Origin of the sequence: Micrococcus sp. KRD070 (genome assembly GCF_017168435.1) — a bacterium.
In the GTDB taxonomy this organism is placed as follows: domain Bacteria; phylum Actinomycetota; class Actinomycetes; order Actinomycetales; family Micrococcaceae; genus Micrococcus; species Micrococcus luteus.
The window spans coordinates 54,940-67,007 of record NZ_JABFNH010000001.1; the positions used below are offsets into that span (position 1 = coordinate 54,940).

The window sequence follows — 12,068 nt, forward strand, 5'->3', positions numbered from 1 at the left end:
CCGGCCGGTGTGTCAGCGGGATGCGCTGGGCGAGGGGCTCGCCCCGGAGGAGGGGCGCGGGGTGGCCTGCGCCGTGTCGGCCGGGCTGGGCGACGGGCTCGCCGATGCGGTGTCCCGCCCCCGCTGGTCCTCGGCATCCCGGCCCGACGCGCTGGCGGGGCCCGACGCGCTGGAGGAACTGGGCGAGCTCGACGACGGCAGCACCGGTTTCTGGGTGGCGCGGAAGTTGCGCACCCGCTGCAGCGGCTCCGGGACGAAGTCCGAGGGGACGGAGCCGCCGTCGGCGCCGGTGCCCTCGATCTTGATGGGGCCGGTGAACCCGGACGGTTCCGCCGTGCGCGCCCCGCTCGACCCGATCACGCCCATCTCCGCGAGCGTCTCGGCCAAACTCTCCAGCTCCTTGCGATGGCCCTCGACCACGCTGGAGGCCAGCTCCTTCGCCGCGTCGTCCGAGCCGTCCTCCGCCTCCGTGGCGGAGATCGTCAGCGCGCCCTGATAGAGGCGGCGCATCTGGAGCAGGTAGATCCGTCCTGCCTCCTCCGGCTCGGCGGCGGCCAGCACGTTCTTCTCCCGGTCGGACAGGAGTCCGGCGCGCAACTCGTCGCCCACGATCTGGGTCGGCTCCGCGTCCTCCGTGGACTCGGGCTGCGCAGACGGGGTCGACTCGGCACCCGCACCGCGCACGTCATCCGAGGGGACGCCCCAGCCCTCGAGCATCGACTCGAGCCGGCGCGCCCGCTCCTCGTGCTCGGACTTCATCCGTTCGGCGGTGGCCCGGATCTCCTGGTCCACGCCGTCCTTGCCCAGCACCTCATCGGACTGCTGGATCGCGTCGCGGTGGTTGCGCAGCAGCAGACCCGCGAACTGGATGTCCGCCGCGAGCGGGTCGGCGGACGTCTGGCTGGGGCTGGCCAGCACGCCCTCCAGGTAGGTGTTCCCCGCCTCCGTGCCACCGGTCTGTCCGGGCTCCTCGGCGACGCTGCAGCCGCCGGTGGCCAGGGTGATGCTCAGGAGCGCCCCTCCGACGGCCACGCTCCAGCGGCGGGGGCGCACGCGGGCGGGGGCGATGTCGGCTCGGCTCATGGGCGCAGGTCCTCTCGGCGGTCGTCACCCGGTCACGGGGTCAATGGCGGTCCGACGCGGTCGGCCGCCCCGGCCTCCCCAGGGTACCCCTCCGGCCTCCCGGCCCCGGGGTCGCCGCGGCCTCAGGCGACGCGGGTGGCCTGCACCACCCAGTTGTTGAAGGCGTTCCCGGCCATCCCGGTGCCCGGCACGAGGTCGCACGTGATCAGCGTGACCTTTGCGTCATCGCCCCCGGGCTCCCAGGCCCAGCGGTGCGCCGGATCCTGGGTGAGCGCCTCCTTCTCCACCGAGACCGCGTCCGCGTCCGCCTCGAAGGCGGCCTGCGTGCCGTCGTCGTACGTCACCACGACGACGGCGCCCGCCCGCACGTCGCCCAGGTTCCAGAACACGTCCCGCACGCCGTAGTAGACGACGTGCCCGGCCAGGACCCCCGCGTACGGGGAGCGCTCCCCCGGCGTGGTGCCCCACTGCGGCGGACCGTACCAGCCGACCGTCTGCGGCTCCGGGTCGAGGTCGCCGCCCTCGTCCAACTGTGTCAGGTCGATCCCCGCTCCGACGATCTGCTCGCCGTCCTGGTGGACGTCCACGTGCACGGGTGTCGCCGTGATCTCGTCCCACGGGGCGGCGGGGCCGGAGCTGTCTCTTGAGACAGGGCCGGCTCCTCGGTGGGGGTCGGCTCCTCGGACGGCGTGGGCTCCGCCGATGTGGGCGTGCCGGCGGGTTCCTGGGTCCCGCCGGGAACCGCCGCTTCGCCCGTGGGTGCCGCGGAGGACGGGGTCGGCGTCGGGGTCGGTGTGGCCGTCGGTGCAGGGCTGGGCGTGGAGCGTGCTGAGGACGACGGCGACGGGGTCGCGGACGCCGTGGCGCTGAGGGTGGGGGCAGCGCTGATCGGCACGGCGCCGACCGCCAGCACCCCGCGCAGCGCGAGGAACACGAGGCCCAGGCACAGCAGCACCAGGACCACCCACAGGGCGCGTCGGACGGTGGTGTTCATCCGGGTTCTCCCCTCGTGTGCATCGACGCGGCCCGCCCGGGGCCGCGTCCGACGACGGCATGGTCTCACGCGCTCCGGCCTCAGCGCGGCGCGTCATCCCCGGGCTCGGCATAGCGGTCCCGGACGAAGGCCTGCAGGCGACGGGCGAGCGCCTGCAGCGTCTCGGCGGCGAAGTGGTCCTCCCGCCACGCCGCGTGCAGTCGTACCGCGAGCGTCCGCCCCTGCGCGATGACCCGCACCGGCGTCAGCCCGAAGGCCGGGTCCTCGGTGACGACGGCGACGCCCGCCCCCGTCGCGACCAGGGCCTGGGCCACCCGCCCGGAGTTCGCCTCGACGAGGGCCGGCGGCGTGAGGCCCGCCACGGCCACGGCGCCGTCGAGGACGCGTCGCGCCATGAAGGTGCGGGCGGGCGCGACGACGGGTTGGGCCACGAGGTCGTCGAGGGACACCCGCGTCCGGCCCGCCCAGGGGTGGCCCGGGGCGACGTACGCCCAGACCGGCAGGTCCATCAGCGGCAGCGACGCGACGGAGGGGGGCGGCACCGTCGGCATCACCACGAGGTCGTGCCGCGCGACGGCGTCGAGCAGCGAGTCGTCCAGCTGGGTCTCCGCGACGCGCGGGCGCGGGTCCTCCTCGCCGAAGGTGGCCACGAACGGCAGCACGACATCGATGAGGGTGGTGCCCGGCGCGGCCACGGCCACGTCCGTGAGCCGACCGGAGGCGAGCGCGCGGGCCGCCTGCTCCGCCCGTCGATGGGCGACGAGGACCTCGCGCGCCACCGGGAGGAACGCCTCGCCGGCCGTCGTCAGCTCGAACCGGCCGGCGACCCGGGCGAACAGGGGCAGGCGCAGCTCACGCTGAAGCCGCTGCAGCTGCCGACTGAGCGCGGACTGCACGAGATCCAGGCGGATCGCGGCCCCCGAGACCGTGCCGACCTCGGCCACCGTGACGAAGGCCCTGAGCAGTTTCTCCTCCATGCCGGATGAGCATAGCCACCATGCCAGATCATCACTGGACGGCATGGACTCGACGCCCCACCATGGGAGGACGCGGCCCGACGCGTCGTCGTCGTGCCCGCCCGTCGTCCACGCTCCCCGTGAGCCGTCCCCAGGAGGCATCCCCATGACCGCCACCCCCGACCTCGAGCAGACCCGCCATCTGGCCACCGAGCTGCCCGGCCCTCGCTCCCGTGAGCTCGCCGAGCGCCAGAAGCGCGCCGTCCCGGCCGGCGTGGCCACCACCATGCCGGTGTACGCGGCCCGCGCCGCGGGCGGCATCCTCGAGGACGTGGACGGCAACCGCCTGATCGACCTGGCCTCCGGCATCGCCGTCACCTCCGTGGGCGCCTCCCACCCGCGCGTCGTGGCCGCCGTCCAGGAGCAGGTCGCGCAGTTCACCCACACCTCGTTCATGATCACGCCCTACGAGGGCTACGTGGCCGTGGCCGAGCAGCTGGACCGCACCAGCCCGATCCCCGGCGAGACCCGCACCGCCCTGTTCAATTCCGGCGCCGAGGCCGTGGAGAACGCCGTCAAGGTGGCCCGCGCCTACACCGGCAAGCAGGCTGTGGCCGCGTTCGACCACGCCTATCACGGCCGCACCACCCTGACGATGGCGCTGACCGCCAAGTCCATGCCCTACAAGCACAGCTTCGGACCGTTCGCCCCCGAGATCTACCGCGTGCCCGGCTCCTACCCGCTACGCGACGGCCTGTCCGGCGCCGAGGCCGCGCAGCGTGCCATCTCCGCGCTGGAGAAGCAGATCGGTGCCGACAACCTGGCCGCCGTGATCATGGAGCCGATCCAGGGCGAGGGCGGCTTCATCGTCCCGGCCGAGGGCTTCCTGCCGGCCGTGGTCGAGTGGTGCAAGGCCAACGACGTCCTGTTCATCGCGGACGAGGTCCAGTCCGGCATCGCCCGCACCGGCGCCTGGTTCGCCTCCGAGACCGAGGGCATCGAGCCGGACCTGATGGCGACCGCCAAGGGCATCGCCGGCGGCATGCCGCTCTCCGGCGTCACCGGCCGCGCCGAGGTGATGGACTCCGTGCACCCGGGCGGCCTCGGGGGCACCTACGGCGGCAACCCCGTCGCCACGGCGGCGGCGCTCGCCGTGTTCGAGGCCGTCGAGGAGGACGGTCTCCTGGAGAAGGCCCGCCGGATCGAGCAGGTCATCCGCGAGCACTTCGCGCAGAACGCCGACGACCGCATCGCCGAGGTCCGCGGCCGCGGCGCGATGATGGCGATCGAGTTCGTGGACCCCGCCACCGGCGAGCCGGACGCGACGCTGACCGCCACCGTGGCCGCGGCCGTGCGCGCCGCCGGCGTCATCCTGCTCACCTGCGGCACCTACGGCAACGTCGTACGCTTCCTGCCGCCGCTGACCATCGGTGAAGACCTCCTCAAGGAGGGCCTGAGCGAGGTCACGAACGCGCTGCAGTCCGCCTGAGCCCCCGCCACCGGCGGACCGACGACGACGGCCCCGCATCCCTGCCCGGGATGCGGGGCCGTCCGCCTGTCGGCGGAGGACTCAGATGTCGTCCTCGTACGCGGGGCCGCCTTCGTTCTCCATGGCCTCGATGCGCCGGGACTTCTCGGCGGTGAAGATCCGGCGGACCCCCGTGCCGCCGAACTCGTCCTCCGGGACCAGCCCGACGCCGTACTTCAGCAGGGCCTTCTCCAGACGCAGACGCTCGTCCACCCGCAGGTCGGCCAGCCCCTTCTCGAAGCGGCGCAGCTGCTCCTTCTCGAGACCGGCCGCGGTGGCCAGGGTGCGGACACTGACCTGGGCGAGAGCGCGGCCGGCGCGCGCCACGTCGAAGGTAATCGGGGTGGGGTACATCAGACATTCTCGATTCTGCAGTTCTCGACGGGGATCCGGTCCATGATGGCCGCGCCCCGGTTGAAGGGACAAGGGCGCGCCAGCCTAGAACCCGCTGTGCGACATGCGCGTCGCTGACCCATCGCTCCCGCCACGCCGGCGGGACGCGGACGGGCCCGCCTCCGGTCACCGGAGGCGGGCCCGTCGTCGTCGTGGGGTGTCAGTCCTGGACGAAGTACATCTGCTTGTTGACGAACTCGTCCATGCCGAGCGGGCCGAGCTCGCGGCCGAAGCCGGAGCGCTTGATGCCGCCGAACGGGATCTCCGCCCCTTCTCCCGCCGGCGTGTTGACGTTGGCCATGCCGACCTCGAGCTGCCGGGCGATCCGCTCGGCCTGAGCCTCGTCCTGGGAGAACACGGCGCCGCCCAGGCCGTACTGGGAGTCGTTGGCGAGAGCGAGCGCCTCGTCCGCGGACTCCACCTTGTAGACGACGGCGACGGGGCCGAAGAGCTCCTCGCGGTAGGCGTCCATCTCGGAGGTGACGCCCGTGATCACGGCCGGGGCGAAGCGGGCGCCCGCCTCGTCCGTGACGGTCCCGCCGACGTGGACGGTCGCGCCCTGCTGACGGGCCCGCTCCACCTGCTCGGCCAGGCCCTCGGCGGCACCGCGCGAGGACAGCGGGGTGAACACCGTCGGGTCCTCGTCGGCGGCCTCCCCGGGCTTCATGGCCTCGGCCAGGGACACCAGCTCGGCCACGAAGGCGTCATGGATGTCCGCCGAGACGATCATGCGCTTGTTGGAGTTGCAGGCCTGGCCCATGTTGTACATGCGGGTCGCCCACGCGGTGCGGGCGGCCTCGGCCGGATCCTCGGCGTCGAGCACGATGTACGGGTCCGACCCGCCGAGCTCGAGGACGGCCTTCTTGAGGTGCTGGCCCGCGAGCGCGCCGATCACGGAGCCGGCCCGCTCGGAGCCGGTCAGGGAGACGCCGGCCACGCGCGGGTCGGCGATGAACTCGGCGATCTGGTCGTGCGTGGCGAACACGTTGGTGTACACGCCGGCCGGCACGCCGGCGTCGTCCATGATCTGCTGCACGGCCAGGGCCGAGCGCGGGCAGATCTCGGCGTGCTTGAGCACGATCGCGTTGCCGAGCATGAGGTTCGGCGCGGCGAAACGGGCGATCTGGTAGTACGGGAAGTTCCACGGCATGACGCCCAGCAGCACACCCAGGGGCAGGTGGCGGATCATGGCGCGGCCGCCCCCGTAGGTCTCGATGGGGCGGTCCGCGGCGAGGGTGGGGCCCTTGTCCGCGAAGTAGCCGAAGATGGCCGAGCTGAACTCCGCCTCCTCGACGCCCTCGGTCACGCGCTTGCCCATCTCGGTGGCGATGATCTGCGCGAGCTCGTCTTTGCGCTCCTCGAAGAGGTCCGCGACCTTCTGCACGATGGTGGCGCGTTCCTCGATGGGGCGGGCGGCCCATGCGCGCTGGGCGGTCTCGGCGGCGGCCAGCACCTGGTCGACCTCACCGTCGGCGAGGGCGGGGAAGGTCTCCACGACCTGGTCGGTGCTGGGGTCCTGCACGCGATAGCCGGTGGGGGTGCTCATGAGTGGGTCCTCTCGTTGGGGTCCCGGACCACGGCACTGCCGTCGTCGTCCGGACGGATGATCGGGATGGGTCGGGTCGAGTCCGTCTGCGGCAGGGTCTCGCCACGGAAGTAGGCCGGGTGGCGCAACCGCGTCCACATCATCAGTACCACGCCGATCGCCAGCACGCCCATGCCCAGGATGAACACCGTGCCCACGCCCAACACGGACGAGCCGGAGCCGTAGTCGGGGTCGGTGGAGTCCAGCGCGGTCACGCAGAACATCACCAGCAGCACGAGGCCGCCGATCAGCGGGAACAGGAAGGTGGTGAGGGCGTTGCCCACCGAGGTGAACCACTCGCGGCGGAAGTACCAGACGCAGGCCAGGGCGGTGATGCCGTAGTAGAAGCAGATCATCAGGCCCAGGGCGGTGATGGTGTCCCACAGGGCGTTCTCGGAGAGCAGCCGCGTGACGACGTAGAAGAGGCCGGCGAAGCCCGCACACACCCAAGTCGCGAAGGCCGGGCTGTTGAACCGGGGGCTCAGCTCGGCGAAGCGCGCGGGCACGGCCCGGTAGAAGCCCATCGCCAGCAGGGTGCGGGCCGGGGAGACCATGGTGGACTGCAGGGAGGCCAGGGAGCTGACGAGGATCGCGCTGGACATGATCACGGCGAAGGGGCCCAGGATCGGGCCGGCGAGGACCGCGAAGATCGACTCCTGGTTGTCCGGGTTGCCCGCGCCCAGGCCCTCGGAGCCGATGCCCGCCCAGGAGATCACGGCCAGGGCGGACAGGATGTAGACGGCGATGATGACGAACACGGTGACGGCGGCGGCCCGGCCGGGGGTGCGCTCGGGGTCCTTGGTCTCCTCGTTTATCGTGAGGGTCACGTCCCAGCCCCAGAACAGGAAGATGGACAGGGAGACGCCGGCCGCGACCACACTGAAGTCGCCCGCGGTGAACGGGTTGAACCAGTCCAGCTGCACCGGGGTGGGGTCGAAGCCCGCACCACGGGAGGACTGCGTCAGGGCGGCGATGGCGAACGCGCCGAGGGCCAGGATCTGGAAGGCCACCAGGATGTACTGCAGGTGCTTGGTGGTCTCCATGCCGCGGTGCGAGATCCATCCGGCCAGGGCCAGGTACACCACGGTCAGGGGGATGTTGACCCACAGGTTGCCGGCCAGGTCCGCGATGGCCTGGCTCCCGGTGATCTGGGCGAGCAGCAGGAACGTGAAGTCGACGGCGACGGCCGCCAGGTTGGATAGCACGATCACGGAGGCCGCGATGAGCCCCCAGCCGCCCATCCACCCGACATACGGCCCGAAGGCGTGCGTGGCCCAGGTGAACGACGTGCCGGAGTCCGGCACCCGTGTATTCAGCGCCCGGTAGCCGAGGGCCACCAGGAGCATCGGGATGAAGCCGAGCAGCAGGATCGCGGGCACGTGGGTGCCGACGGTGCTGATGGTCGGCCCGAGGCCCGAGGTCAACGTGTAGGCGGGGGCGACGACGGAGACGCCGATCACCACGGCCCCGAGCAGGCCGACCTTGCCGGCCTGGAGCCCCTTGTTGCTCACTCCTCCCGGGTTGAGGAGGTTGACCTGCTCGATGGCGGAGGTGGTCGGGTACACGTGCTCGTGTCCCTCGCTGTCGACGACGCGGCGTCGTGGGGTGGATGCGCTCATGAGGATGTCCCTGTCCGTGGGGCCGGTCAGCCGGTGGGCTGCCCCGCGTCGGTGGCTTCCCGCTCGGCGATGGCCAGGGCGGCGGCCTCGCCCATGCGGATCGCGCCATCCACGTGCTGGTAGCCCTCGGCGGCGATGTCCGAGCACGCGTAGTGGATGGGGCCGGTCGGTCGGTTCTGGAGGTGGCCCCAGCGGGAGAGCCCCCCGAGGTCGTAGCTGGTGGCGTAGGCACCTCGGGTCCACTCCTCGGCGGCCATGTCCGAGAGGAAGAACGCGATCGGCTCGAGAGTCCGGGGGCCGAGGTACTCGGCCATGGCGCCGAGGATCGCGGCCTTGCGCTCCTCCTCCGGCAGGGCCCACATCTGCTCCGCATACACGTCGGACACGAAGCCGACGAGGGTGCCGTGCGGGTCCTCCTCGCCCGGGGCGCCGCCGGCCGGGTTCTCGCCGCGATTGGTGTTGTCATAGATCTCCTGGACGAGACGGCCGCCGCCGAAGCACGTGCCGGACAGGCCCTCCTCGCGCCAGAACGGGGTCTCGTACACGGCGTGCACCTTGATGACCAGGCCCATGGAGATGTGCTGGTGCGCGATCTGCTGCTCGCGCGGCATCGGCGGCTCGAAGGAGATGCGGCTGTAGAGGTTCGGCGGGACGGCCAGGACCGCGTAGCGGGCGTGCACCTCGTAGTCGTCAGTGAGCGCCACGACGTCGCCGGCGGCGCCGTCGTGCGCCACGCCGTTGCGCACGTCTGCGGCCACACCGTTCTTCTCGTCCGCGGTGGACGGGTCCGGCTCGGCCCAGCGCAGGGTGCGCACCGGCTGGCCGAGGACGACGTCGTCGCCCAGCTCGGCGGCCATGGCCAGGGACACGGACTGCATGCCGCCCTCGACGCGCTTGTCCAGGATGAAGTCCTCGTCCACCAGGTTGCGGAACGACCCCGCCGAGGCGGACATGAGCAGCGCCTGGAGCAGGGAGAAGGTGTGGGAGGGCTTGGTCAGCATGCCGGAGGCGATGTAGATGGAGACGTTGTCGATGGCCTCCGGGTCGTCGGACTGCTGCTCCAGCCAGTGCCGGAAGGAGATCTTGTCCAGCTCGGCGGCCCGCGGGTGCTCCCACGGGGCGGCGGCGTCGATCTCGGCGGTCAGTTCGTCGATCTTGGCGATCAGGCGATCCATCTCCCGGTCCGTCTTCTCGGCCACCGGGAAGTCGAGGCCGTCGTAGACGTGGCGTTCTCCGCGCGGGTCCACGTAGACGTTGCGACCGTCGCGGAAGCGGGAGAACGTCGGCAGGCCGAGCTCCTCCACCAGGGAGATGAGGCGGGTCTGGTCCGGGGAGATCCACTGGCCGCCGATCTCGATGAAGTGGTCCTTGCCGTCGGCGCCCTCGACCAGGCCGTTCCAGGTGCGGCCGCCGACGCGCCGGCGAGCCTCCAGGACGGTGACGGACAGGCCCTGGGCCTTCGCGGTGCGGGCGGCCATGAGGCCGGCCGGGCCGGCGCCGATCACGACGACGTCGCTCGTCCGGCGCTCGCGGCCGGCGGTGGCGGGGGCGGTGGTCATGGGGTGCTCCTCTGGCGGGGACGGGGCATCGGGCGGGGCCCGGGTGAATGCCGTTCATTTAGAGTGTCGGCGCTCACTGTACGGGCCGCGCGCCGGGAAGGGAAGGCTGGTCCGTAGCCGGCCTGACACCTCCTGCCCGTCCGACGGGTCAGAATGGCCGGATGGACGAGACCACTGAACCGCCCCGGGCGCGCCGACGCCGCGGACGACCTCTCTCCCCCGCTCTGAGCCGCGAAGCGATCGCGGACGCGGCGCTCGCGGTCGCCCGCACCGAGGGATACGAAGGGCTCACCATGGCGGCGGTCGGCCGTCGCCTGGGCGTGGCGCCGAGCGCGCTCTACAACCACATCAGCGGCAAGCATGAGCTGCTCGTCCTGCTGCAGGACGCCGTGATGGGCGAGGTCTCGCTCGTCGAGCTGGAGGCCGCGATCCGGGGCGAGGTGCCCGTCGTCGCCGCCCTGCGGGCGTGGGCGCGCTCCTACCGCGACGTCTTCGCGGCCCATCCGCCGCTGATCCCGCTCATCGCGACCCTGCCGATCGAGGGAGCCCCGTCGACGCAGCGGGTCTACGAGACGGTGTGCGCGGTGCTGGCCCGGACCGGTCTGGCGCCGGAGCAGGTGCTGGCCCGGGTGATCGCGCTCGAGTCGTTCATCTACGGGTCTGCGTACGACGTCGACGCTCCGGCCGACATCTTCGAGGTGGCGGGGGCGCAGGAGCGCCTGCCCGCGCTTGGCGCGGCCGCCGAGGCCTTCCGGGCGGGCGGGGGCACGCGCGCGACGGGGGCGCGGAACCCCTATGCGGACGCACCCTTCGAGGAGGGACTGGACCTGCTGCTGGCGGGCCTCGGCGACTGACCCGCGGACTGCCGGCCGCGTGTCAGGCCGGCACGGACGCGCCGCCCCTGTGTGTGAGAGGGGCGGCGCGTCGACGGGGCCGTGTGCGGCGGGCCGTCAGCGGGTCAGGCCGAGACGACGGCGGGCCGCGACCAGCACCCCCGCGGCGGCGGCGCCGAGGCCGGCCAGCCACCAGCCGGTGGACTGCCCCGTCTCGACGGTGTCCGGGGTCGTGTGCTGCTCGTCGGCGTCGTCCTCGACCGGAGCGGGCTGTTCCTCCTCATCCTCCGGAGCCGGGGCGGCCTCGTCGCCCCGGAACGCGGCGAGCGCCGCTGCGGTGTCCGGGTCGGTCAGGTCGAGCGGCTTCCCGTTGAGGACGCCGTCCTCGGCATCGAGGAAGCCGTCGTACGCGGCGGAGATCTCCTCGCCGACATGCACGGTGACGGTCTGGACGTGGGCGACGTGGTCGCTGTGGAAGTCGACGGTGAAGGTGTCCGTACCGACGAAGCCCTCGTCGGGGATGTACCAGGCACGGAGCTCGGAGTGCTCCGAGTCACGGAACGCGAAGACCTCACCGTGGGCCGGCTCGGCCACGACCGCCGCGTAGGCGTCCTCCATCGTCGGCGCGGCGACCAGGTGGACGATCTCAGCGCCCGCCACCCCGGGAGCCAACTGCATGGCCGAGTCCCAGACCAGGGGCCGGTCCCCGAGGTCGGCCGTCTGCGGGCCGTCGACGGCGTGCACGGCCGCCCCCTGATCGTCGGCGAGGTCGGCGTCCGCCTGGAGCGTGATGCCCATGTTCAGCATCTGCCCGTCCACCTCCACGTCGTACCGCACGAGGCCTTCACCGGCCGCGCCGAGCGCGCGGCGGGTCTCCAGGACGTCCACCGCGCCGCCGTCGATGACGTCCAGGGCGGTGAACTCCACCTCCTGGCCGCCCTCCAGGCGGGTGCCGTCCTCGGCCACCGGGGTGAGCGTGAGCGTGAGGTCCTCCGGGTCGTAGCCGTCGTAGGTCTGGAAGAAGGCGGCGGTGACGTTCTCGTGGTCGACGGCCTGGAAGTAGCCGGCCTGGGGGCCATGGGCGTCGTCCCAGGCCGCGGCGGGGCCGGCGAGGGCGACGGTGGTGATGAGGCCGGCGGCGGCGACGGCGGCGGGCAGGTGACGGAGGGAGGGACGACGGGTACGGATGACGGACATGGCAGATCCTCACTGAGTCGGCCGGACAGGGGTGGCGGTCCCCGCCTCTGCAGCACCGGTGGTCCGGGCTCCACGGGTGGAGACGCCTCGAGTCTGTCCGCCGAGAGCCTGCCGTGAAAGGGCTGTGCGACGTCGATGCGTGATCGACGCTGGACCGCAACCCGGTCGTGACCGGTGGTTCTCGACGGCGAGCTGGCCGTCACGACGACGAAGGCCCGGTCCGCACGGACCGGGCCTTCTGACGGGTGGAGGTAAGGGGATTCGAACCCCTGACCTTCTGCATGCCATGCAGACGCGCTACCAACTGCGCCATACCCCCAG

General features: G+C 72.3%; 10 protein-coding genes and 1 tRNA gene. 2 read left to right on the top strand and 9 right to left on the bottom strand.

All coding sequences use genetic code 11. The features are described from left to right. Positions 1-12: 12 nt before the first annotated feature. From J1M38_RS00275 to J1M38_RS00285, 3 genes are all read right to left on the bottom strand, one after another. The gene (locus J1M38_RS00275) at positions 13-1,083 is read right to left on the bottom strand and encodes a DUF305 domain-containing protein (RefSeq protein WP_041103016.1); all 1,071 of its coding nucleotides are present in this window, start codon (positions 1,081-1,083) and stop codon (positions 13-15) included. 122 nt (positions 1,084-1,205) lie between these two features. After that, a complete protein-coding gene (locus tag J1M38_RS12200; RefSeq protein WP_240009002.1) occupies positions 1,206-1,670 on the bottom strand; it encodes a class F sortase in 465 nt (154 codons plus the stop codon). A gap of 487 nt (positions 1,671-2,157) precedes the next feature. Further along, a complete protein-coding gene (locus tag J1M38_RS00285) occupies positions 2,158-3,054 on the bottom strand; it encodes a LysR family transcriptional regulator (RefSeq protein WP_070709088.1) in 897 nt (298 codons plus the stop codon). Between the two features lie 145 nt (positions 3,055-3,199). On the opposite strand from J1M38_RS00285, the gene gabT reads away from it, so the two are divergent. After that, entirely contained in the window at positions 3,200-4,522 is a 1,323-nt protein-coding gene (gene gabT, locus J1M38_RS00290) for a 4-aminobutyrate--2-oxoglutarate transaminase (RefSeq protein WP_041103009.1), read from the top strand. Between the two features lie 81 nt (positions 4,523-4,603). Here gabT and J1M38_RS00295 read toward each other — a convergent pair whose 3' ends face one another. The 4 genes from J1M38_RS00295 to J1M38_RS00310 form a co-directional block, all read right to left on the bottom strand. Further along, complete coding sequence (locus J1M38_RS00295; protein ID WP_036340936.1) at positions 4,604-4,915, bottom strand: hypothetical protein; 312 nt, start codon at positions 4,913-4,915, stop codon at positions 4,604-4,606. 199 nt (positions 4,916-5,114) lie between these two features. Continuing rightward, positions 5,115-6,500, bottom strand: coding sequence for an NAD-dependent succinate-semialdehyde dehydrogenase (locus tag J1M38_RS00300; protein WP_060973868.1), 1,386 nt, complete (start codon positions 6,498-6,500; stop codon positions 5,115-5,117). Next, positions 6,497-8,158, bottom strand: a complete 1,662-nt coding sequence (locus tag J1M38_RS00305) for an APC family permease (protein ID WP_060973867.1) — start codon at positions 8,156-8,158, stop codon at positions 6,497-6,499. The genes J1M38_RS00300 and J1M38_RS00305 overlap by 4 nt, the downstream gene beginning before the upstream one ends. A gap of 26 nt (positions 8,159-8,184) precedes the next feature. Next, complete coding sequence (locus J1M38_RS00310) at positions 8,185-9,717, bottom strand: NAD(P)/FAD-dependent oxidoreductase (RefSeq protein ID WP_036381601.1); 1,533 nt, start codon at positions 9,715-9,717, stop codon at positions 8,185-8,187. 161 nt (positions 9,718-9,878) lie between these two features. On the opposite strand from J1M38_RS00310, the gene J1M38_RS00315 reads away from it, so the two are divergent. Then, positions 9,879-10,571, top strand: a complete 693-nt coding sequence (locus tag J1M38_RS00315; protein ID WP_036381598.1) for a TetR/AcrR family transcriptional regulator — start codon at positions 9,879-9,881, stop codon at positions 10,569-10,571. Positions 10,572-10,667: 96 nt separating this feature from the next. On the opposite strand, the gene J1M38_RS00320 is transcribed toward J1M38_RS00315, so the two are convergent. Together J1M38_RS00320 and J1M38_RS00325 are read right to left on the bottom strand one after the other, a co-directional pair. Continuing rightward, entirely contained in the window at positions 10,668-11,747 is a 1,080-nt protein-coding gene (locus J1M38_RS00320; protein WP_036381595.1) for a hypothetical protein, read from the bottom strand. Between the two features lie 246 nt (positions 11,748-11,993). Then, positions 11,994-12,066: transfer RNA gene (locus J1M38_RS00325), tRNA-Ala, on the bottom strand. Between the last annotated feature and the right edge of the window lie 2 nt (positions 12,067-12,068).